The organism is Pseudomonas sp. PDM04, assembly GCF_014851765.1.
Taxonomy (GTDB): Bacteria; Pseudomonadota; Gammaproteobacteria; order Pseudomonadales; family Pseudomonadaceae; genus Aquipseudomonas.
Window position 1 is genome coordinate 532,442 of the sequence record NZ_JACVAI010000001.1, and the last position, 21,902, is coordinate 554,343.

The following is a 21,902-nucleotide window of genomic DNA, read 5'->3' on the forward strand; positions in this document are numbered from 1 at the left end:
AGGGGATCAGTGGCCGGCTAGAACGAATCTCCCGGCACCCGCACATAGCCTTCCATCAATACCCGCGCACTGCGACTCATGATGGCTTTCTTGACGGTCCATTCGCCGTTGACCTGGCTCGCCTCGGCACCGACGCGCAAGGTGCCGGACGGATGCCCAAAACGCACCGCGTTACGCTCGATACCGCCCGCCGCAAGGTTGACCAGGGTGCCGGAGATCGCTGCTGCCGTGCCGATGGCCACCGCAGCGGTGCCCATCATCGCGTGGTGCAACTTGCCCATGGACAGCGCCCGCACCAGCAGGTCGACATCAGCGGCGGCTATCGCTTTACCGCTGGAAGCGACGTAGTCCGCCGGTTTGGCGACGAATGCCACTTTCGGCGTGTGCTGGCGCTTGGCGGCTTCGTCGACATTGGCGATCAGCCCCATGCGCACGGCCCCGTAGGCGCGGATGGTCTCGAACATCTGCAGCGCTTTCGGGTCGCCGTTGATCGCGCCCTGCAACTCGGTGCCGGTGTAGCCGATGTCCGCCGCATTGACGAAAATCGTCGGGATGCCGGCGTTGATCAGCGTCGCCTTGAAGGTGCCGACACCCGGCACTTCCAGGTCGTCGACCAGGTTGCCGGTGGGGAACATCGAACCGCCACCGCCCTCTTCTTCCGCCGCCGGGTCGAGAAACTCGACCTGCACTTCAGCCGCCGGAAAGGTCACGCCGTCGAGTTCGAAATCGCCGGTTTCCTGCACCTCACCGTTGGTGATCGGCACGTGGGCAATGATGGTCTTGCCAATGTTGGCCTGCCACACGCGCACCACCGCCACACCGTTGTGCGGAATGCGGCTGGCGTCCACCAGGCCGTTGCTGATGGCAAACGAACCGACCGCCGCCGAGAGGTTGCCGCAGTTACCACTCCAGTCGACGAACGGCTTGTCGATGGACACCTGACCGAACAGGTAATCGACATCGTGATCAGCCTTGATGCTTTTCGACAGGATCACGGTTTTGCTGGTGCTGGACGTCGCGCCGCCCATGCCGTCGATCTGCTTGTCGTACGGGTCGGGACTGCCGATCACCCGCAGCAGCAACGCATCGCGGGCCGGACCTGGAATCTGCGCCGCCTCCGGCAAATCCTGCAGGCTGAAAAACACGCCCTTGCTGGTGCCGCCGCGCATGTAGGTGGCGGGTATCTTGATTTGAGGTACGTGAGCCATGGTGCTCCTTACTCCTGACCGTGCATCAGGCAGGGGATGTGCCCCTGCCTGAACAGCTTGTATTAGACGGCGACCGCCGATTCTTCGAGGAAGTCCTGGGCGAAGCGCTGCAACACGCCGCCGGCCTCGTAGATCGACACCTCCTCGGCGGTGTCGAGGCGGCAGGTCACCGGCACTTCGACGCGCTCGCCGTCCTTGCGATGGATCACCAGCGTCAGCTCGGCGCGCGGGGTGCGCTCGCCCAGCACGTCATAGGTTTCGCTGCCGTCGATGGCCAGGGTGTGACGGTTGGTGCCCGGCTTGAACTCCAGCGGCAACACGCCCATGCCCACCAGGTTGGTGCGGTGGATACGCTCGAAACCTTCGGCGGCAATCGCTTCCACACCCGCCAGGCGCACGCCTTTGGCCGCCCAGTCGCGGGACGAGCCCTGGCCGTAGTCGGCACCGGCGATGATGATCAGCGGCTGCTTGCGGTCCATGTAGGTCTCGATGGCTTCCCACATGCGCATCACCTTGCCTTCTGGCTCGACGCGGGCCAGCGAGCCCTGCTTGACCTTGCCGTTTTCCTTGACCATTTCATTGAACAGTTTCGGGTTGGCGAACGTCGCGCGCTGGGCTGTCAGGTGGTCGCCACGGTGGGTCGCGTAGGAGTTGAAGTCCTCTTCCGGCAGGCCCATTTTCGCCAGGTATTCGCCAGCGGCACTGTCGAGCATGATGGCGTTGGACGGCGACAGGTGATCGGTGGTGATGTTGTCCGGCAGCACGGCCAGGGGACGCATGCCCTTGAGCGGACGCGCGCCGGCCAGTGCGCCTTCCCAGTAAGGCGGACGGCGGATGTAGGTGCTCATCTCGCGCCAGTCGTACAGTGGCGTGACTTTCGGGCCGGTGTCTTCATGAATGGCGAACATCGGGATGTAGACCTGGCGGAACTGCTCGGGCTTGACCGAAGCCTTGACCACGGCGTCGATTTCCTCGTCGCTCGGCCAGATGTCCTTCAGGCGGATTTCCTGGCCATCGACCACGCCCAGCACGTCTTTTTCGATGTCGAAACGGATGGTCCCGGCGATGGCGTAAGCGACCACCAGCGGCGGCGAGGCCAGAAACGCCTGCTTGGCGTACGGGTGAATCCGCCCGTCGAAGTTGCGGTTGCCGGACAGCACGGCGGTGGCGTACAGGTCACGGTCGATGATTTCCTGCTGGATCACCGGGTCCAGCGCACCGGACATGCCGTTGCAGGTGGTGCAGGCAAACGCCACCACACCGAAGCCGAGTTGTTCCAGCTCATCGGTCAGGCCGGCTTCGTCGAGGTACAGCGCCACGGTTTTCGAGCCCGGTGCCAGGGACGATTTGACCCAAGGCTTGCGGGTCAGCCCAAGCTTGTTGGCATTGCGCGCCAGCAGGCCGGCGGCGATCACGTTGCGCGGATTGCTGGTGTTGGTGCAGCTGGTGATGGCGGCAATGATCACCGCGCCGTCCGGCATCTGGCCCGGCACGTCTTGCCACGGGCCGGAAATGCCTTTCGCCGCCAGATCCGCCACCGCGACCCGGGCGTGCGGATTGCTCGGGCCCGCCATGTTGCGCACCACCGAGCACAGGTCGAAGGTCAGGCCTCGCTCATATTGCGCGCCCTTGAGGCTGTCCGCCCACAGGCCGATTGTCCTGGCATAGTTTTCGACCAACTGCACCTGATCGTCTTCACGGCCGGTGAGCTTGAGGTAATCGATGGTCTGCTGGTCGATGTAGAACATCGCGGCGGTGGCGCCGTATTCCGGAGCCATGTTGGAGATGGTGGCCCGGTCGCCCAGGGTCAGCCTCGAGGCACCTTCACCGAAGAACTCCAGCCAGGCACCGACGACTTTCTGCTGGCGCAGGAACTCGGTCAACGCCAGCACCATGTCGGTGGCGGTGATGCCCGGTTGCAGCTTGCCGGTCAGTTCGACGCCGACGCTTTCCGGCAGGCGCATCCACGATGCGCGGCCGAGCATCACGCTTTCCGCTTCCAGGCCACCGACGCCGATGGCGATCACACCCAGCGCATCGACGTGCGGGGTGTGGCTGTCGGTGCCGACGCAGGTGTCGGGGAACGCGACGCCGTCACGCACCTGGATCACCGGGGACATTTTCTCCAGGTTGATCTGGTGCATGATGCCGTTGCCCGGCGGGATCACATCGACGTTCTTGAACGCCTTCTTGGTCCAGTTGATGAAATGGAAACGGTCTTCGTTGCGCCGGTCTTCGATGGCGCGGTTCTTCTCGAACGCCTGCGGATCGAAGCCGCCGCGCTCCACGGCCAGGGAGTGGTCGACGATCAGTTGCGTCGGCACCACCGGGTTCACCTGCGCCGGATCACCGCCTTGCTGGGCGATGGCGTCACGCAGGCCGGCGAGGTCCACCAGAGCGGTCTGGCCGAGGATGTCGTGGCACACCACGCGGGCCGGGAACCACGGGAAGTCGAGGTCGCGCTTGCGCTCGATGAATTGCTTGAGGGATTCGGTGAGCGTGGCCGGATCGCAACGACGCACCAGGTTTTCCGCCAGCACGCGGGAGGTGTACGGCAGGGTGTCGTAGGCGCCGGGCTGGATGGCCTCGACCGCCGCACGGACATCGAAGTAATCCAGGGAGCTGCCGGGCAGCGGTTTACGGAATTGAGTGTTCATCGTCAGGACTCGGTCACGGTAATTACAAAGGGGACGCCTGACGCTGGAGTTGAATTGAAACCGGATCAAATGTGGGAGCGAGCCTGCTCGCGATAGCGGTGTATCAGTCGACATTGATGTTGAATGTCAGTCCGTCATCGCGAGCAGGCTCGCTCCCACAGGGTTTTCCGGTCATTCATCTCCGGCGTCAGCGTCCTCCGGATCAGCGTTGTTCGATTGGCACGAACTTGCGCTGGTCGACGCCGGTGTATTCGGCGCTCGGGCGGATGATGCGGTTGTTGGCGCGTTGTTCGTACACGTGGGCCGCCCAGCCGGTCAGGCGCGAGCAGACGAAAATCGGCGTGAACAACTTGGTCGGGATGCCCATGAAGTGGTACGCCGAGGCATGGTAGAAGTCGGCGTTCGGAAACAGTTTCTTCTGTTCCCACATGGTCTTGTCGATGGCTTCGGAGACCGGGAACAGCACCTTGTCGCCCACTTCGTCAGCGAGTTTTTTCGACCAGCCCTTGATCACTTCGTTGCGCGGATCGTTGTCTTTGTAGATCGCGTGGCCGAACCCCATGATCTTGTCCTTGCGCTCGAGCATGCCGAGGGTGCCCTTGATCGCCTCTTCCGGCGACGAGAAACGCTCGATCATTTCCATCGCCGCTTCGTTGGCGCCACCATGCAGCGGGCCGCGCAGCGAGCCGATGGCTGCGGTGATGCAGGAGAACAGGTCGGACAAGGTCGAGGCGCACACCCGGGCGGTGAAGGTCGAAGCGTTGAATTCATGCTCCGCGTAGAGGATCAGCGAAACGTTCATCACCTTGACGTGCAGATCGCTTGGCTTCTTGCCGTGCAGCAGGTACAGGAAGTGGCCGCCGATGGACGGCTCGTCGCTCACGCATTCGATGCGTTTGCCTTCATGGCTGAAGCGATACCAGTAGGTCATGATCGCCGGGAAGGCGGCCAGCAGACGGTCGGTCTTGTCCCGTTGCTCGGAGAAATCATGTTCCGGTTCGAGGTTGCCCAGGAACGAGCACCCGGTGCGCATCACGTCCATCGGGTGGGCATCGGCAGGGATGCGTTCCAGCACTTCCTTCAGGGCTTGCGGCAGGTCGCGCAGCTTGCCCAGCTTGGCAATGTAGGCCGCCAGTTGCGCCTTGTCCGGCAACTCGCCGTACAGCAGCAGGTAAGCGACTTCTTCGAATTGCGCGTCAGCCGCCAGGTCGCGAACGTCGTAGCCGCGATAGGTCAGGCCAGCGCCGGACTGGCCCACGGTGGACAGTGCGGTCTGCCCGGCCACCTGGCCACGGAGCCCGGCGCCACTGAGTACTTTTGCTTCGGCCATTGCTGTCTCCAGTTTTCTTGAATTTGTTGGGGAATCGGCAAATCAATCACGGTCATATCGCTCTCTGTAGGAGCGAGCTCCTACAGGTGCAGGGAGTTACTTCTTCGCGGCAAACAATGCGTCGAGCTTCTGTTCGAAAGTGTGGTAGTCGATGCGATCGTAAAGCTCCATGCGGGTCTGCATGGTGTCGATCACGTTCTGTTGCGTGCCGTCGCGGCGGATGGCGGTGTAGACATTTTCCGCCGCTTTGTTCATCGCGCGGAACGCCGACAGCGGGTACAGCACCAGCGAGACATCGGCACCGGCCAGTTGCTCGGTGGTGTACAGCGGGGTTGCACCGAATTCGGTGATGTTGGCCAGGATCGGGGCTTTCACCCGGCTGGCGAACAGTTTGTACATGTCCAGCTCGGTGATGGCTTCCGGGAACACCATGTCGGCGCCGGCCTCGATGCACGCGGCGGCGCGGTCCAGGGCAGACTCCAGGCCTTCCACCGCCAGGGCGTCGGTGCGGGCCATGATCACGAAGCTGTCATCGGTGCGCGCATCGACGGCCGCCTTGATGCGGTCGACCATTTCCTGCTGCGAAACGATTTCCTTGTTGGGACGATGGCCGCAACGCTTGGCGCCGACCTGGTCCTCGATGTGGATCGCCGCCGCGCCGAACTTGATCATCGACTTGACGGTACGGGCCACGTTGAACGCCGAGGAACCGAAACCGGTGTCCACGTCCACCAGCAGCGGCAGGTCGCAGACGTCGGTGATACGACGCACGTCGGTCAGCACGTCATCCAGGCCGGTAATGCCCAGGTCCGGCACGCCGAGGGAGCCGGCAGCGACCCCGCCGCCAGACAGGTAAATCGCCTTGAAACCGGCACGCTTGGCCAGCAGCGCGTGGTTGGCGTTGATCGCGCCGACCACTTGCAATGGATGCTCGCTGGCGACCGCATCGCGGAAACGCTGGCCTGGAGTGCTCTTGTTGGAACTCATGACTCACCTCGTTTGGCTGTCGGGTTGGCGCCGTCCTGGTAATGACGGGCGATATTGCGTTTGGAAGCGCCGATGTGACGGCGCATCAACAACTCGGCCAGTTCACCGTCACGGTCGGCGATGGCATCGAGAATCCGGTGGTGTTCGGCAAAGGCCTGGTGCGGACGGTTGGGCGTGGTGGAAAACTGGATGCGGTACATGCGCACCAACTGATAGAGCTCGCCGCAGAGCATTTGCGTGAGGGTGCGGTTGCCGCTGCCCTGGATGATCCGGTAATGGAAGTCGAAATCGCCTTCCTGCTGGTAATAGCCGACACCGGCCTGAAACGCGGCATCGCGCTCGTGGGTTTCAAGAACCTGGCGCAGCTCGTCGATTTCCTCGAGGGTCATGCGTTCGGCTGCCAGACGGCAGGCCATGCCTTCGAGGGATTCGCGGATTTCGTAGAGTTCCACCAGTTCAGCGTGGCTCAACGACACCACCCGTGCGCCGACATGCGGCACACGCACCAGCAGACGCTGGCCTTCCAGGCGATGGATCGCTTCGCGCAACGGACCCCGGCTGATGCCATAGGTGCGCGCCAGCTCCGGCTCGGAAATCTTGCTGCCCGGAGCGATCTCGCCCTTGACGATGGCCGCCTGAATGCGCCGGAAGACATTCTCGGAAAGTGTTTCCGAATCGTCCTGGGCGATGACCGGGGGATCGAGTTGATCCAGCATATTGTCGACACCTTGAAAGCTGATGCGGCAAAAAGTAGCGAATCAAGGCGTGGCAGTCAAAGGATAAATGGATATTGTCGACAATCGTCTAATAACCGCTTGCACCATTACGAAGCAGCCCTACTGTTTATAGCCACCTCCCGGCGCTGGCGCCACATGACCACCGTGCTAGAATGCCGCCCGCAATTGCTTGTGACATCTGCACTGATTGTCATAAAGAGCTGATAGGCATACGAAGGAGCTTGCGCAGCGATGCCAGGGCCTTGAATCGAAACACGGACCGCTGTGCACCAGGATTTATGAGACTCAAGCCCTTCCCTACCTTCCTTTATCTGCTCTGCCTGCCCGGTGTCGCCGCGGCGGGGGAAAAGACTGTCTATGGCCTCAACGAGTACGCTTCGCTCGACGGCATCAATCTGGAAGTCGCGGCCAAACTCGACACGGGGGCGAAAACCGCCTCGCTGAGTGCTCGCGACATCAAACGCTTCAAACGCAACGGCGAGTCCTGGGTGCGCTTCTACCTGGCGATCGATGCCGCGCATTCGCACCCCATCGAGCGTCCGCTGGCCCGCGTCAGCAAGATCAAGCGCCGTGCCGGCGACTACGATCCTGAAGAAGGCAAGAAGTACACCGCTCGTCCGGTGATCGAGCTCGATATCTGCATGGGTTCGGCTTTACGCAGCATCGAAGTGAACTTGACCGACCGAAGTGCATTCCAATACCCGCTCCTGATCGGCTCCGAAGCCCTGAAGCGCTTTGATGCGCTGGTCGACCCCAGTCTTAAATACGCTGCTGGCAAACCCGCCTGCGCCACCGACGTACATACCGCAGAGTAATTCCAATGCGCGCTCTTACCCTTCATCTGAAAATGCTGATCGCCATCCTGGTGGTGCTGGGCATTTCAGTCACGGCCTACCAGATCTTCGTGCTCGGCATTCCTGTCACCGAGGACGCCACCGACGACCTGTGGAACATCGACGCCAAGGTCGAGTTCGTCGCCAGCGCCAAGGACCCGGTCAAGATCCAGATGTTCGTGCCGCCGCTGAGCCGCGATTACGTCAGCCTCAATGAAAGCTTCATTTCCAACAATTACGGCGTGGCCGTGAACCGTGTCGACGGCAACCGCAAGGTGACCTGGTCGGCACGCCGGGCCAAGGGCAACCAGACCCTGTATTACCGCCTGGTGCTGACCAAACGCTACAGCGCTGAAAAAACCAAGATCAAAGGCCCGACCTTCCGCGACAGCATCGCCGTGGAAGGCCCGGAAAAAGTCGCCGCCGAAGCATTGCTCGCACCGATCCGCCAGCACTCGGCCGACGTCGAGACCTTCATTGGCGAAGCGATCAAGCGCGTCAACAACGTCAATGACGACAACGTGAAACTGTTGCTCGCCGGTGATCCGTCCAGCGGTCACAAGGCCAAGATCGTCGAACTGGTGCTGTCCATCGCCCACGTGCCGGTGGAAAAGGTCCACACCATTCGCCTGGTGGCCGACCAACCGCAAACGCCGGAACTGTGGCTGCGCAGTTTCAACGGCACCGACTGGCTGTACTTCAACCCGGAAACCGGCGAACAGGGCCTGCCCACCGACCGCCTGCTGTGGTGGACCGGTGACGAAAACCTGATCACCGTCGATGGCGGCAAGAAAGCCAACGTGACGTTCAGCCTGAACAACAGTGAAATGAACGCCATTCGCCTGGCCAAGCTGACCGACGAGAACACCGACGCCAACTTCCTCGAGTACTCGTTGTACGGCCTGCCGCTGCAAACCCAGCAGACGTTCATGATCATGGTGATGATCCCGATCGGCGTGCTGGTGATCCTGATCCTGCGCAACCTGGTCGGCCTGCAGACCCTGGGCACCTTCACCCCGGTACTGATCGCCCTGGCCTTCCGCGAAACCCAGCTGGGCTTTGGCATCGTGCTGTTCACCGTCATCACCGCGCTGGGGCTGTCGCTGCGCTCCTACCTCGAACACCTGAAGCTGCAAATGCTGCCGAGGCTGTCGGTGGTGCTGACCTTCGTGGTGGTGCTGATCGCGGCGATCAGCCTGTTCAGCCACAAGCTCGGCCTGGAGCGCGGCTTGTCCGTGGCGCTGTTCCCGATGGTGATCCTGACCATGACCATCGAACGCCTGTCGATCACCTGGGAAGAGCGCGGGTCCGGGCATGCCATGAAAGTGGCCATCGGCACCCTGTTCGCCGCTTCCCTGGCACACCTGATCATGAGCGTGCCGGAGCTGGTGTACTTCGTGTTCACCTTCCCGGCGGTGCTGCTGATCCTGGTGGGCTTCATGCTGGCCATGGGTCGCTATCGCGGATACCGCCTGACCGAACTGGTGCGCTTCAAGGCGTTCCTGAAAAAGGCTGACGCCTGATGTTCGGTTTCTGGAAGACCTGGAAGGCCCTGGAAGCCCGGGGCATCATGGGGATCAATCGGCGCAACGCGGACTACGTGCTCAAGTACAACAAGCGCAGTCTGTACCCGATCGTCGACGACAAGATCATCACCAAGGAACGCGCAATCGCCGCCGGCATCCACGTGCCGGAGCTGTACGGCATCATTTCCACCGAGAAGGAAATCGACAACCTCGACGACATCATCGGCGGCCGCAGCGACTTCGTGATCAAACCGGCCCAGGGCGCGGGCGGTGACGGCATCATCGTGATCGCCGACCGCTTCGAGGGCCGCTATCGCACGGTGTCCGGCAAGATCATCAGCCATGAGGAGATCGAGCACCACGTCTCCAGCATCCTCACCGGCCTTTATTCATTGGGTGGACACCGGGATCGGGCGCTGATCGAATACCGGGTGACCCCCGACCAGATCTTCAAGAGCATCAGCTACGAAGGCGTGCCGGATATCCGCATCATCGTGCTGATGGGCTACCCCGTGATGGCGATGCTGCGCCTGCCAACGCGCCAGTCCGGCGGCAAGGCCAACCTGCACCAGGGTGCCATCGGCGTCGGGGTCGACCTCGCCACGGGCCTGACCCTGCGCGGCACCTGGCTGAACAACATCATCACCAAGCACCCGGACACCACCAACGCGGTGGACGGCGTGCAACTGCCCTACTGGGACGGTTTCATGAAACTCGCGGCCGGCTGCTATGAGCTGTGCGGGCTGGGTTACATCGGTGTCGACATGGTGCTGGACCAGGAAAAAGGCCCCTTGATCCTCGAACTCAACGCCCGGCCAGGGCTGAACATCCAGATCGCCAACGACTGCGGGCTGACGTTGCGCACCCATGCGGTCGAAGCGCGGCTGGAGGAATTGAAGGCCCGCGGCGTGACGGAAACCGTCGAGGAACGCGTGGCGTTCGTGCAGGAAATGTTCGGCCATATTCCGCCGGTCGAGGGTTGATCCGGGACTCAATTGACACCATCGCGAGCAGGCTCGCTCCCACACGTTTTGCGGTGTTGCGCAGATTGCGTTCACACCATGATTACGGTGGGAGCGAGCCTGCTCGCGATGACAATCGAACAGGCACCACCCCATCATCCCAGCCCCCAACCTGCCAGTCCCCGACATCCCCTCTAGGAGCAATCCGTCGAGGGGACTACAATCGCCACCCCGCCTCGATGGCTGATCCGCCCCGCCCATGTTGACCTGTTCCGTACACCCGCTGCCCTATTGCGCCGACCCCGCCCGGTACTTCGCGGCGATCCGCCATGCACCCGGTGCCGTGCTGCTCGACAGCGGCCGTCCCAGCGCCGACCGAGGTCGGTTTGACCTGCTCAGCGCCTGGCCGCTGGAAACGCTGACGGTGGCCCCCGAGGAAAGCGGCAACGATTTCCTGCAACGCCTGCGCGAAAACCTGACGCGACTCGGTGAAGCCAGCGTCCCCTTCGAACTGCCCTTTGCCGGCGGCCTGATCGGCTACCTGAGTTACGACTTCGGCCGGCACCTGGAACACCTGCCCAGTCGGGCGCAAGACGATCTGCAATTGCCCGATGCGCGCTTCGGGCTCTACAACTGGGCGTTGATCAGCGATCACCAACGGATGACCAGTCAGTTGGTCTTCCACCCTTCGCTGGACGACAGCGAACGTCAGCGCCTGGTCGTGCTGTTCGGCCAGCCGTCGGCGGATCCGGTGGAAGCCTTCGCACTCAAAGCGCCCATGCGCGCCGACCTCAGCGCCGATGATTACCGTCAGGCACTGCAACGGATCCAGCAGTACATCCAGGCCGGCGACTGCTACCAGGTGAATTTCGCCCAGCGCTTCCGCGCCGACTGCGCGGGTGATCCATGGGCCGCCTACTGTGCGCTGCGGGCAGCCTGCCCAACGCCCTTCTCCGGTTTCCAGAGCCTGCCCGACGGCGGCGCGGTACTGAGCCTGTCGCCGGAACGCTTCGTCAGGGTCAGCGAGCGCCAGGTCGAAACCCGGCCGATCAAAGGCACGCGCCCTCGCGGCCTGAGCGCCGAACAGGATGCCGCGAACGCTGCCGAACTGCTGGCCAGCCCGAAGGATCGCGCGGAAAACCTGATGATTGTCGATTTGCTGCGCAACGACCTCGGTCGCACCTGCCGCATCGGTTCGGTGCGGGTGCCGGAGCTGTTCAGCCTGGAAAGCTATCCCAACGTGCATCATCTGGTGAGCAGCGTGACCGGGGAACTGGCGGATGACCGGGATGCCCTGGACCTGATCGCCGGCAGCTTCCCTGGGGGCTCGATCACCGGCGCGCCGAAGATCCGGGCAATGCAGATCATCGATGAACTGGAGCCGACCCGACGCGGATTGTATTGCGGCTCATTGCTGTACCTGGACGTGCGCGGCGAGATGGACAGCTCCATCGCCATTCGCAGCCTGCTGGTCAAGGATGGGCAGGTGTGTTGCTGGGGCGGCGGCGGGATCGTCGCGGATTCGCAGTGGCAGGCCGAGTATCAGGAATCGATCACCAAGGTGAAAGTGCTGCTCGATACCCTGCAGAACCTGTAGGCGCGAGCATGCTCGCGCCTACAGGCCTGGCGTTTAAAGGGTCAAGGCCCGGTTCGACGCCTTGATGAACGCCTGCTTCAAGTCCTCAAAGGTGTGCACCGCCGGGAACTGCGGGAACTCGCGAATCACGTTGTCTGGCGCGTGGAACAGAATCCCCGCGTCCGCCTCGCCCAGCATCGTGGTGTCGTTGTAGGAATCCCCGGCAGCGATCACCCGGTAGTAAAGGCTCTTGAACGCCAAAACCGACTGACGCTTCGGATCTTTCTGACGCAACTGATAGCTCGTCACCCGCCCGGTGTCGTCAGTGATCAGACGATGACAAAGCAACGTCGGAAACCCCAGCTGGCGCATCAGCGGTTGCGAGAATTCGTAGAAGGTGTCAGACAGGATCACCACCTGAAAGCGTTCGCGCAGCCAGTCGACAAACTCGATGGCACCGTCCAGGGGCTTGAGCGTGGCGATCACTTCCTGGATATCGGTCAGTTTCAGGCCATGCTCGTCGAGAATCCGCAGGCGCTGTTTCATCAACACGTCGTAGTCGGGAATGTCCCGGGTGGTGGCCCTGAGGGATTCGATCCCGGTTTTTTCGGCGAAGGCGATCCAGATTTCCGGGACCAGCACACCTTCAAGATCCAGACAGGCAATTTCCACAAGGCACCCCATTGGTATTGATTATTGAGTCGAGCGAACAAAAAGACCGCCGAACTCTAGCTGCTCGAACCGACCTGCGCAACGCAGAGGGCGCGCCAGCCGCGGCAGGATTTTGTTACCATCAGCCCCATATAGAGCGCCCAGCGCCACCGACCTGTAGGAAGCCGCCCTGATGAGCCCAACGTTCGACGTCGTGGAACTCGCCACGACTTATGCCAACAAATCCGCCCAGGACATCCTGAAGCTGGCGTTCGCCGAGTTCGGCGACGACCTGTGGATATCGTTCAGCGGTGCCGAAGACGTGGTGCTGGTGGACATGGCCTGGAAGTTGAACAAGAACGTCAAAGTGTTCAGCCTCGACACCGGCCGCTTGCACCCCGAGACCTACCGCTTCATCGACCAGGTGCGCGAGCACTACAAGATCGACATCGAACTGGTGTCGCCGGACTACACGAAACTTGAACCCTTCGTGAAGGAAAAAGGCCTGTTCAGCTTCTACAAGGATGGCCATGGCGAATGCTGCGGCATCCGCAAGATCGAGCCGCTGCGTCGCAAGCTGTCCGGCGTGAAGGCCTGGGCCACCGGCCAGCGCCGGGACCAGAGCCCGGGCACCCGCAGCGCCGTCGCGGTGATGGAAATCGACACCGCGTTCTCCACCCCGGAACGCACCCTGTACAAATTCAACCCGCTGGCACAAATGACCAGCGAAGAGATCTGGGGCTACATCCGCATGCTCGAACTGCCCTACAACAGCCTGCATGAGCGCGGCTTCATCAGCATCGGCTGCGAACCCTGCACCCGCCCGGTGCTGCCAAACCAGCACGAGCGCGAAGGTCGCTGGTGGTGGGAAGAAGCCACGCAGAAAGAATGCGGGCTGCATGCAGGGAATATCATCAGCAAGTCCAAGGCGTAACCCGGCTCAGACGCCCCGTGGGACCAGGCCTGCTTCGGGTTCTTCGCGAGCAGGCTCGCTCCCACGACAAGCGAGCTCAAACCGCGCTGAACCTCGCGCCCAGCCCCTGTTGTGCAAACTGTTCGATCACGAAATCCACGAACGCGCGGGTCTTGCCCGGCAACAGCTTGTGTTCGGCGTAGTAAATGGAAATGTTGCCATCGTCGACATACCAGTCCGGCAACACCCGCTGCAGGCTCCCCGCGTCCAGGTAACCGACGGCAAACGGCATGCTCACCAGGGCAATGCCCAGGCCTTGCGCGGCCGTGGCGCAAGCCGCCTCGGAATCGCTCATGGTCATCCGCACTTCCAGCGTCAGGGGGCTGTGTTGCTGGGTGCGACTGGTCAATTGCCACGACCTGACGCGTCCCGTTTGCGGCGAGCGAATCAGGATGCCGTCGTGGTGCCTGAGGTCATCCGGCGTGGCAATCGCTGCATGGCTGGCCAGATAGTCCGCTGACGCCACCAGTACCCGATGCGCAGGCGTCAACTTGCGCGCCACCACCCCTTGCGGCAGCTCGAAACCGCCGCCAATCGCCGCATCGAACCCCTGGGCAATCAGGTCGACCTGCCGGTTATCGAAATGCCAGTCCGGGTTGATCGCGGGAAACCGCCGCAGGAACTCGCCCAGCAGTGGCACGATGTACAGACGCCCGAACACCGTGCCCATGCTGACTTTCAGGGTTCCCGCCGGCCGCCCTTCCGCACTCGCGAGGTTGGCCACTGCATTCTGGATGGTGAGCAGGCTGGAACTGACTTCGCCGAGAAACAGCTGACCGGCCTCGGTCAACGTCAAGCTGCGGGTGCTGCGCTGGAACAGACGCACACCGAGCCGCGCCTCGAGTTTGGCCACGCTCTTGCCGACCGCTGCCGGTGTCAGGCTCAACCGCCGCGCCGCCTCGGCAAAACTGCCGACCTCGGCACTGCGCACAAAGCATTCGATACTGCTGAAGGTTTCCATAGGCGCCACTATAAACTTTTGGTTTACACAGACTATCGCAATTACCGGCTACTCAGCCGGTAATACGCAATCGATACTAGGCTCCATCAACCGAGACATTTCGCCTCGGGACTTTGGAGATCGATATGAGTACCCAGAACCTCAGCGGCAAAGTGGCTTTGATCCAGGGCGGTTCGCGCGGCATCGGCGCCGCCATCGTCAAGCGGCTGGCCGCTGAAGGCGCGACCGTGGCCTTCACCTACGTCAGCTCCACGGCCAAAGCCGAAGCCCTGCAAAACAGCATCACCGGCAATGGCGGCAAGGCGCTGGCGATCAAGGCTGACAGCGCCGACGCCGAAGCGATTCGCAACGCCGTCACGACCACGGTAGAAGCCTTTGGTCGCCTGGACATCCTGGTCAACAACGCTGGCGTGCTGGCCATCGCCCCCCTGGAAGACTTCAAACTCGAAGATTTCGACCAGACCCTGGCCATCAACGTGCGCAGCGTCTTCATCGCCACCCAGGCCGCCGCGAAACACATGACCGAAGGCGGTCGTGTCATCAACATCGGCAGCACCAACGCCGACCGCATGCCCTTCGGCGGTGGTGGCCCGTACGCCATGAGCAAGGCGGCGCTCGTTGGTCTGACCAAAGGCCTGTCCCGCGATCTCGGCCCGCGCGGCATCACCATCAACAACGTGCAGCCAGGCCCGGTCGACACCGACATGAACCCCGCCAGCGGTGACTTCGCCGACAGCCTGATTCCCCTGATGGCGGTAGGCCGTTACGGCACGGCAGATGAAATCGCCAGCTTCGTCGCCTACCTGGCGGGCCCGGAAGCCGGCTACATCACCGGCGCGAGCCTGACCATCGACGGTGGCTTCGGCGCCTGATCAACGACGGTCAACCTGTGGGAGCGGGGTTGCTCGCTCCCACAGGGTCTATGACCAGTCGAGCGCCGGCAATCCATAAGCACCGGGGGTAAAGGCTTTCAGCGTACGAAGAATGCCATCGGCGTGCGCGTATTTTTCGTCAGCCATCGCGGCATCGGGAATCGCAATCGCAGTCATGCCTGCCGCTTTTGCCGCCGTGACACCGAACGGCGAATCCTCGAACACCAGGCAATCCTCAGGCGCCACACCCAGGCGCCGCGCCGCCGTGAGAAAAATGTCCGGCGCCGGTTTGGCCGCGCCGACCTCCGGGTCATCGGCCGTCACGATGAAATCGAACAGCGCGAACCAGTCACGGTGCAACGTGGTTTTCTGGCCGAACGATTGACGCGAAGAGCTGGTGCCCACCGCAATCGGAACCTGGTTGGCCTTCAAGTGCCGCACCAGCTCCTGGGCGCCGGGCATGGCCAGTGCGGTCGGAAAACGTTCGCGCATCAACGGTTCGCGAATCTCCAGGAATTCCTCGGCGCTGATGGGCAACGCCAGCGCCTCGACCACATACCGCGCCAGATCGCCCGCGCCCCGGCCGATGATGTTCTGTTTGTGGCTCCAATCGAAGGTTCGGCCGTAACGCCCGGCAATAATGGACGTGACCTCGGTGTAAATGCCTTCGGTGTCCAGCAGCAAGCCATCCATGTCGAAAATAACGGCCTTGATCGGGCCGAACTCTTTCAGTGGTGCATTCATCGCATCTGATCCGTTTTCAATGGCGCCCTGACCGGCCCGGGCAGACCGGTTCGCGATTGGATTAAAGGTTTCAGCAGCATAACGAGCGCAGCCGACCAGGGGCAACGGACAATCTGCCGACGGCGCAAAAAACCGCGCTCAGCCACTGACCACGATTTAGCGATTCGGCCTACATCAAACACCTCCTTTCCCGACTTCTTTCCCTTTTGATCCCCCTCACAGTCTCGCGATCCAAATCGATCAGCGCGAGGGACTGCGAATGTTCAACCCTGACAAGGTCCTGGCCTTGAACAACGCCATCGGCCTGCTCGTGGTCGCTGCCATGGACCCCGAGCAGCCGGACGTCGACTCCTTGATCGGGGATTTCCGCCTCTGTCTCAACGAATACGAGGCCTGGGCAGAAAACTTCTGGACCGGCTGGGCGCTGGACGTCGAGCAAGTGTTCAAGGTCGGCAACGATGTTCGCCTGAGCACACCGATGGACTCCCGCGCCCCGGTCAGCTCGACACTGGCCACCTGCCCGGCCAGCGGCCCCCTGACCCTGGTGCATATGTTCGAAGCCGCGCGTTTCGTGCCGATCGGCGACACCCCGGTGATGCTTGAACCCCTGCTCGCGCAAGACGGCGAACCGACCTTTGGCAAGCCGGTCCACAAAACCATCGGTCCCAGCGGCATTCTGGAAATCCCGGATTGCTGGCGTGGCCAGCGTTATCGCATCACCTTCTTTCCCAACGTAACCGACGCTCACGTCAAAGCGCTTTACGCCTCTTATGAAGGCGTGGTCAACGACCTCGAGCGATGGTTACGCAACGAATGGACCACCGAGTTTCAAGGGTTGTGGGCCGGTTTTTCCGAGGCGGACTTCAGCGAGCGCTACAGCCTGCTGCAACAGGCCGATTGGCGTGGCCTCGAAAACGCACTGCACGGCTTATGGGATGACGTAAAGCAGGTGTTCGCCTTGATGGCAGACCTGCAGGCCAACAGCGAAAAACTCCTCGAATACCTGACCGAAGCCGAGCTGCAGATGCTGCTCGACGCGTCGACCGAAGCCATCGCCAACCTGCTGCTGTTGCTCAGCGACGAGCCGCTGATGTTCATTCATCTCGCAGCCTTCACCACCTGGCTGCGCCTGCTGCCGCCGCAGTACGCCGCCGAAGTCGTGGCGGAAATTCGCACCCAGGTACTGATCGGCTTCCTGCTGGCCTGCCTCACCGGGCCTGCGGGCCTGAAGGTCGGAGTGAGCGCCAGGGTGCTGGGCCGGATCAAGTCCGGACGCGCCCGCCGATGGCTGGCGGCGGCGAGCCTGCGCCTGGGCGACCTAGTGAATCACTCCGGGCTGGACTCTCACGCCAGCGCACTCAAACCACTGATGATCAATGCCCGCAACGCGTCGCTCAAACCGGCACCGGCGGTTGCGATGCACATCACCACGCCGGCATCAGCGCCACTGCTGGTCAACAACCCACTGGCGATCGCGCGCAACAAGTCCGAAGCCCGCACTCGCCTGAGTCGCCAGGAACACCGCGACGACGCCCCGGCCCCGGCGACAAACCCGAACGGCGCCCCTGTCGACTCAGCAGACAACACTCTGACCAACGGCTGCCCGGTGTCGATGGTCACCGGCGAAGAACTGTTGACCCTGACCGATGGTGCGCTGGATGGGTTGTTGTGGTTCGAATTCATCCGCGTGTACCGCACCAGCGCCGTCGAGCTCGATAACGGCCTTGGATTTGGCTGGAGCCACTCCCTGGCGCATCGGTTGGAAATCGACGGCGACACGGTCACCTGGGTCGATCATGAAAACCGCCGCATTCCTTTTCCGCTGCCGGACCGGACGCGGCCGGTCATTCACAACAGCCTGTCGCGGGCGGCGATTTATCTGGGGGATGAGCCTGAGGAACTGGTCCTTTCCCTGACGGGCGAAACCCCACGTTTCTACCACTTCAAGACAGGACGCCTGACAGCCATCAGCGATGCCTACGGCAATCGTCTGACGGTGCAACGCGACAGATCCGACAGGATCATGCGCCTCGACAACGGCGCCGGGCGTTCGCTGCGCTTGCGCTATGAACGCCGCCACCTCGCCGCCGTCGAGTACCAGAGCTTTCACCCCGCCGACACGCTGGAGCAAGCCTGGCGCACCGAGCAGACACTGGTCGTCTACCGCTACGACGCCTGCCACCGCCTGATCGAAGCGACCAATGCCCTGGGCGAAAGCGAGCGCTACGACTACGACGACCAACACGTCATCCTGCAACGGCAACTGGCGGGCGGTGCAAGTTTTTTCTGGGAGTGGGAAAAGTCCGGCAAGGCTGTGCGCTGCATCCGGCACTGGGCGTCGTTCACGCAAATGGATACGCGCTATGCCTGGGATGACAACGGCGGTGTGCAGGTCAGGAGCATCGACGGCAGCGAAGCGGTGTACCGGCACGATCATCAGGCACGGCTGGTGCGACGCGTTGAGCCGGACGGCGCTGAATACCTCAAGACCTATGACGACCAGGGCCGGTTGGTGGCCGAGAAGAACCCGCTGGGGGCGATCACCCGATACAGCCATGACGAAATGGGTCGGCTGGTTGCCCTGATCCCGCCCGAGGGCGAGCCAACATCCTACGAATACCGTAACGGATTCCTGCACGCACGAACCCAAGGCAACGCGCGGTGGACATACCAGCGCAATGCCCAGGGCGATGTCACCCAAGCGACCGATCCCGACGGGCATGTCACCCGCCATTACTACGACGCCAAGGGTCGGCTGCTGTCGAGCCGATTTCCGGATAACAGCCGGCATACCTACGTCCGCAATGCCCTTGGGCAATTGATCGAGGAGACGCTGCCGAACGGTGGTCAACGGAGTTTTTCCTACGACGCATTAGGCCGACGGACGACCCTGCAGGATGAACACGGCGCCGTCACCCATTACACGTGGGACGCCACTGGACGACTGCTGCAGACGACCTTGCCCACAGGCGCCAGTCGCGCCTTCAGCTACAACGCCTACGGCAAAGTCACCGCCGTACGCGACGAACTGGGCCGCGTCACGCGCTACGAATACCTCGACGACCTGCACCTGATCAGCCGGCGGATCAATCCCGACGGTACCCAGCTGCGTTATCGCTACGACAACGCGCGATTGTTACTCACGGAAATCGAAAATGAATCCGGGGAACAGTATCGGCTGGATTACACGCCAAGCGGATTGGTCCGTCAGGAAACCGGATTCGATGGCCGCCGCACTGCGTATGCCTATGACCTGAATGGTCACCTGCTGGAGAAGACCGAGTTCGGTGACGACGACACGACACTCGTCACCACTTATCAGCGCGATGCCACCGGGCGGCTTCTGGTCAAGACACTGCCCGATGGCGTCAAGGTCGAGTACCGCTATGACAGCCTGGGCCGGCTGGTCAGCGTCGATGACGGTCACGATCATCCGTTGGAATTCGAGTATGACCAACAGGACCGGCTCGTCACCGAACACCAGGGTTGGGGCACGTTGCGTTATGGCTACGATGCCTGTGGACAACTCAATCGCCTGCGCCTTCCCGACGGCAGCCAGCTGGACTATCACCATGCCCGGGGCGGCACGCTGACGGCCATTGACCTCAATGGCGCACGCCTGACGACACACACCTTCCTCGCCGACCGCGAGCAGACCCGCCGACAGGGCCTGTTGCTCAGCGAGTACCAGTTCGACGAGCAGGGTCGCCTGAAAGCCCACGCCGTGAAACAGCAGCAATCGCTGTATCGCCGCGATTATGCCTACCACGCCAATGGCAATCTCGACAGCATTCACGATACCCGTCACGGTCTGCGCACCTATCGCTACGACGCGCTCGATCGCCTGATCGGGGTCCGCCACTCCCGCGACCAGCAACCGGAAAGCTTCGCCCACGATCCAGCCGGCAACCTGATGATGCAGGACCGCCCCGGCATCCCGAAGGCTCGGGGCAATCGCCTGCTGATGCAGGGTGACCGGCATTACGATTACGACGCTTTCGGCAACCTCGTCCGCGAACGCCGGGGCTCCGGGCAAAAGCTTGTCACCGAGTACCGTTATGACTGCCAGCACCGGCTGATCGGCGTCTCACTGCCCAACGGCAGCCAGGCCACTTATCGCTACGATGCGTTTGGCCGCCGTATCGGTAAAACCGTCGACGGCAAGACCAGCGAATTTTTCTGGCAAGGCGACCAGCTCGTCGCCGAAAGCAGCCACGAACACTACCGCAGCTACGTATACGAACCGGGCAGCTTCCGCCCCCTGGCCCTGCTCGACGGCAAAGGCCCACGCAACGCGTGCCCGTTTTACTACCAACTCGACCACCTTGGCACCCCCCAGGAACTCACCAACTACAGCGGCGACATCGTTTGGGCCGCCCGCTATACCGCCTACGGCCGCCTCACCCGCCTCAACCGCGACACCCATCAGATCCTCGACCAACCGCTGCGCTTCCAGGGCCAGTACTTCGACCCGGAAACCGGGCTGCACTACAACCGGCACCGCTATTACCAGCCCGATATCGGGCGCTACCTGACACCGGACCCGAGCGGGTTGGCTGGCGGATTGAACCCGTATCGGTACACGCGAAATCCTACGGGTTGGGTTGATCCGTTGGGGTTGAATGAGTGTCCGGGGAAGGGGAAATGTGGGGCGGGGTTGGGAGTTGAGGATCCGGCGAATAAAGTAAAAATCTCTGAAGGAGAAGTTGATCTCCCGTCATACCCAGAGGAAAAATACTTGTACCGTGGCGACCAGCGTCACCCCGATGAGATTTTTGAAACAGGATTTAAACCCAAGGGCGCCAGCAATGATTTACTGCTTCACTCACTTAACAGCAATAACCCTCCAAGTAATTTTGTAAGCACATCTCCAAATAGAGAAGTCGGAATTGACTTTGCTACAAAATTCAATATGCGAAGCGGTTTCTTGTATACAATTCGCCTCATTCCCGGAAGAGATTTAGCGAAAGAACTAGGTTCAAAATATAAATTCTCCAGTGAGCACGAAATAGCAATTCAAGGAGGCATCAGAAACGAAGATATTCTTGGAGCGACGCCGATTGGAGCGAATGGTCGCGCCACTGGCCATACCACTTTAAACCCAAACAGGAGGTAGTAATGGAACGGGTCGAAATAGTAATCATCAGAAATGGAGAACGCCAATCGGCGGAGTTTCTTTGTGACACGAAAAACGTAACTATCACATTCGTTATGCTAGACGGGTATACCAAATCATATTCAGGCAGCGACTTCTACAATTGCTTTGGCGACGTACGTCAAGAGCATCAAGACATCTCTTTTTTGTGCAAAGGAGCGATGATCAATGTCCATCCTTCCAGCATGTCCTCACAAATGACGCAGGGTGTGAAAGCTTACGAACTCACGCTTGGCAAATGTGCAACAAGAGATGATATTGTTAATATTTTTGACTACGAGGAAAAAAACTTAACGAACGATCCAGAAGTGCAAAAAAAGTTCTTCATGCAATGGATCGAATCAGACATTATCGAGAGTTAACCCTCCCGATTTTCACGACCATCAATCTCTTTGATTTTGGAAGTTTTGTTCACATTATCGTCGCTCTCCGCCTCCGCATCATCGTCCGGTGGGCGCTGGTCTCGTCTCAACGAGTCTGTGGGTGAAGGCAGTGGATACTCGGGAGTCTCATCAATATCAGTTTCCTTCGGATCATTGCTCATCTTCGTCAATCTCCTCATCTTCCAACTCTGTCAGCCCTACATCCCCCGCATCATCGGCATCGTTAAGCGGCACGGTCGCATCGTCCATCACTGACCCCGGATCTTCATTGCCCGGGTCGTTGATAAACGGCAGGCCGCTTGGGCCTTTCTCTTCCTTGCCTTCGGTTTCCGGTGTCATGGCAGACC

The 21,902-nt window shown here is 61.4% G+C and carries 18 protein-coding genes; 8 read left to right on the forward strand and 10 right to left on the reverse strand.

The window, feature by feature from the left end:
* Positions 1-17 precede the first annotated feature (17 nt).
* From prpF to IB249_RS02455, 5 genes are all read right to left on the reverse strand, one after another.
* Positions 18-1,208 carry a 2-methylaconitate cis-trans isomerase PrpF gene (prpF, locus tag IB249_RS02435; RefSeq protein ID WP_192301923.1) on the reverse strand — a complete coding sequence of 397 codons (1,191 nt, stop codon included), beginning with the start codon at positions 1,206-1,208 and terminating at the stop codon, positions 18-20.
* Positions 1,209-1,270: 62 nt separating this feature from the next.
* Positions 1,271-3,865 carry a Fe/S-dependent 2-methylisocitrate dehydratase AcnD gene (gene acnD, locus IB249_RS02440; protein ID WP_192301924.1) on the reverse strand — a complete coding sequence of 865 codons (2,595 nt, stop codon included), beginning with the start codon at positions 3,863-3,865 and terminating at the stop codon, positions 1,271-1,273.
* Between the two features lie 202 nt (positions 3,866-4,067).
* Positions 4,068-5,195, reverse strand: a complete 1,128-nt coding sequence (gene prpC, locus IB249_RS02445) for a 2-methylcitrate synthase (RefSeq protein WP_192301925.1) — start codon at positions 5,193-5,195, stop codon at positions 4,068-4,070.
* A 96-nt stretch (positions 5,196-5,291) separates the two neighbouring features.
* A complete protein-coding gene (prpB, locus tag IB249_RS02450) occupies positions 5,292-6,182 on the reverse strand; it encodes a methylisocitrate lyase (RefSeq protein WP_192301926.1) in 891 nt (296 codons plus the stop codon).
* A complete protein-coding gene (locus IB249_RS02455; protein ID WP_192302812.1) occupies positions 6,179-6,895 on the reverse strand; it encodes a GntR family transcriptional regulator in 717 nt (238 codons plus the stop codon). The genes prpB and IB249_RS02455 overlap by 4 nt, the downstream gene beginning before the upstream one ends.
* Before the next feature lie 302 nt (positions 6,896-7,197).
* Here IB249_RS02455 and IB249_RS02460 point away from each other — a divergent pair, with 302 nt between their 5' ends.
* From IB249_RS02460 to pabB, 4 genes are all read left to right on the forward strand, one after another.
* On the forward strand, positions 7,198-7,734 hold the full coding sequence (locus tag IB249_RS02460; RefSeq protein WP_192301927.1) for an ATP-dependent zinc protease: 537 nt from the start codon (positions 7,198-7,200) through the stop codon (positions 7,732-7,734).
* 5 nt (positions 7,735-7,739) lie between these two features.
* The gene (locus IB249_RS02465) at positions 7,740-9,275 is read left to right on the forward strand and encodes an inactive transglutaminase family protein (protein WP_192301928.1); all 1,536 of its coding nucleotides are present in this window, start codon (positions 7,740-7,742) and stop codon (positions 9,273-9,275) included.
* The gene (locus tag IB249_RS02470) at positions 9,275-10,261 is read left to right on the forward strand and encodes an alpha-L-glutamate ligase-like protein (RefSeq protein WP_192301929.1); all 987 of its coding nucleotides are present in this window, start codon (positions 9,275-9,277) and stop codon (positions 10,259-10,261) included. The genes IB249_RS02465 and IB249_RS02470 overlap by 1 nt, the downstream gene beginning before the upstream one ends.
* Before the next feature lie 238 nt (positions 10,262-10,499).
* The gene (gene pabB / locus IB249_RS02475; protein WP_192301930.1) at positions 10,500-11,837 is read left to right on the forward strand and encodes an aminodeoxychorismate synthase component I; all 1,338 of its coding nucleotides are present in this window, start codon (positions 10,500-10,502) and stop codon (positions 11,835-11,837) included.
* A 33-nt stretch (positions 11,838-11,870) separates the two neighbouring features.
* On the opposite strand, the gene thrH is transcribed toward pabB, so the two are convergent.
* The gene (gene thrH / locus IB249_RS02480) at positions 11,871-12,488 is read right to left on the reverse strand and encodes a bifunctional phosphoserine phosphatase/homoserine phosphotransferase ThrH (RefSeq protein ID WP_192301931.1); all 618 of its coding nucleotides are present in this window, start codon (positions 12,486-12,488) and stop codon (positions 11,871-11,873) included.
* Between the two features lie 172 nt (positions 12,489-12,660).
* On the opposite strand from thrH, the gene IB249_RS02485 reads away from it, so the two are divergent.
* Complete coding sequence (locus IB249_RS02485; protein WP_007971943.1) at positions 12,661-13,401, forward strand: phosphoadenylyl-sulfate reductase; 741 nt, start codon at positions 12,661-12,663, stop codon at positions 13,399-13,401.
* A 76-nt stretch (positions 13,402-13,477) separates the two neighbouring features.
* On the opposite strand, the gene IB249_RS02490 is transcribed toward IB249_RS02485, so the two are convergent.
* Positions 13,478-14,401 (reverse strand): LysR family transcriptional regulator, encoded by a 924-nt coding sequence (locus IB249_RS02490; protein WP_192301932.1) that lies wholly within the window; start codon positions 14,399-14,401, stop codon positions 13,478-13,480.
* Positions 14,402-14,526: 125 nt separating this feature from the next.
* Between IB249_RS02490 and IB249_RS02495 the strand changes: the two genes are divergently transcribed.
* Complete coding sequence (locus IB249_RS02495; RefSeq protein WP_192301933.1) at positions 14,527-15,273, forward strand: 3-oxoacyl-ACP reductase family protein; 747 nt, start codon at positions 14,527-14,529, stop codon at positions 15,271-15,273.
* Positions 15,274-15,321: 48 nt separating this feature from the next.
* Here IB249_RS02495 and IB249_RS02500 read toward each other — a convergent pair whose 3' ends face one another.
* Positions 15,322-16,017 (reverse strand): HAD-IA family hydrolase, encoded by a 696-nt coding sequence (locus IB249_RS02500; RefSeq protein WP_192301934.1) that lies wholly within the window; start codon positions 16,015-16,017, stop codon positions 15,322-15,324.
* A 259-nt stretch (positions 16,018-16,276) separates the two neighbouring features.
* Between IB249_RS02500 and IB249_RS02505 the strand changes: the two genes are divergently transcribed.
* Both IB249_RS02505 and IB249_RS02510 read left to right on the forward strand, forming a co-directional pair.
* Positions 16,277-21,133 carry an RHS repeat-associated core domain-containing protein gene (locus IB249_RS02505; RefSeq protein ID WP_192301935.1) on the forward strand — a complete coding sequence of 1,619 codons (4,857 nt, stop codon included), beginning with the start codon at positions 16,277-16,279 and terminating at the stop codon, positions 21,131-21,133.
* 2 nt (positions 21,134-21,135) lie between these two features.
* Entirely contained in the window at positions 21,136-21,534 is a 399-nt protein-coding gene (locus tag IB249_RS02510; RefSeq protein WP_192301936.1) for a hypothetical protein, read from the forward strand.
* Here IB249_RS02510 and IB249_RS02515 read toward each other — a convergent pair.
* Both IB249_RS02515 and IB249_RS02520 read right to left on the reverse strand, forming a co-directional pair.
* Complete coding sequence (locus tag IB249_RS02515; RefSeq protein ID WP_192302885.1) at positions 21,531-21,716, reverse strand: hypothetical protein; 186 nt, start codon at positions 21,714-21,716, stop codon at positions 21,531-21,533. The genes IB249_RS02510 and IB249_RS02515 overlap by 4 nt on opposite strands.
* Positions 21,706-21,894, reverse strand: a complete 189-nt coding sequence (locus tag IB249_RS02520) for a hypothetical protein (RefSeq protein ID WP_192301937.1) — start codon at positions 21,892-21,894, stop codon at positions 21,706-21,708. Before IB249_RS02520 ends, IB249_RS02515 begins: the two co-directional genes overlap by 11 nt.
* Between the last annotated feature and the right edge of the window lie 8 nt (positions 21,895-21,902).

Excerpts from the sequence above, each read along its gene's own strand:
- prpF (WP_192301923.1), bottom strand. The coding sequence starts at position 1,208 with ATGGCTCACGTACCTCAAATCAAGATACCCGCCACCTACATGCGCGGC.
- acnD (WP_192301924.1), bottom strand. The coding sequence starts at position 3,865 with ATGAACACTCAATTCCGTAAACCGCTGCCCGGCAGCTCCCTGGATTAC.
- prpC (WP_192301925.1), bottom strand. The coding sequence starts at position 5,195 with ATGGCCGAAGCAAAAGTACTCAGTGGCGCCGGGCTCCGTGGCCAGGTG.
- prpB (WP_192301926.1), bottom strand. The coding sequence starts at position 6,182 with ATGAGTTCCAACAAGAGCACTCCAGGCCAGCGTTTCCGCGATGCGGTC.
- IB249_RS02460 (WP_192301927.1), top strand. The coding sequence starts at position 7,198 with ATGAGACTCAAGCCCTTCCCTACCTTCCTTTATCTGCTCTGCCTGCCC.
- IB249_RS02465 (WP_192301928.1), top strand. The coding sequence starts at position 7,740 with ATGCGCGCTCTTACCCTTCATCTGAAAATGCTGATCGCCATCCTGGTG.
- IB249_RS02470 (WP_192301929.1), top strand. The coding sequence starts at position 9,275 with ATGTTCGGTTTCTGGAAGACCTGGAAGGCCCTGGAAGCCCGGGGCATC.
- pabB (WP_192301930.1), top strand. The coding sequence starts at position 10,500 with ATGTTGACCTGTTCCGTACACCCGCTGCCCTATTGCGCCGACCCCGCC.
- IB249_RS02485 (WP_007971943.1), top strand. The coding sequence starts at position 12,661 with ATGAGCCCAACGTTCGACGTCGTGGAACTCGCCACGACTTATGCCAAC.
- IB249_RS02490 (WP_192301932.1), bottom strand. The coding sequence starts at position 14,401 with ATGGAAACCTTCAGCAGTATCGAATGCTTTGTGCGCAGTGCCGAGGTC.
- IB249_RS02495 (WP_192301933.1), top strand. The coding sequence starts at position 14,527 with ATGAGTACCCAGAACCTCAGCGGCAAAGTGGCTTTGATCCAGGGCGGT.
- IB249_RS02500 (WP_192301934.1), bottom strand. The coding sequence starts at position 16,017 with ATGAATGCACCACTGAAAGAGTTCGGCCCGATCAAGGCCGTTATTTTC.
- IB249_RS02505 (WP_192301935.1), top strand. The coding sequence starts at position 16,277 with ATGTTCAACCCTGACAAGGTCCTGGCCTTGAACAACGCCATCGGCCTG.
- IB249_RS02510 (WP_192301936.1), top strand. The coding sequence starts at position 21,136 with ATGGAACGGGTCGAAATAGTAATCATCAGAAATGGAGAACGCCAATCG.
- IB249_RS02515 (WP_192302885.1), bottom strand. The coding sequence starts at position 21,716 with ATGAGCAATGATCCGAAGGAAACTGATATTGATGAGACTCCCGAGTAT.
- IB249_RS02520 (WP_192301937.1), bottom strand. The coding sequence starts at position 21,894 with ATGACACCGGAAACCGAAGGCAAGGAAGAGAAAGGCCCAAGCGGCCTG.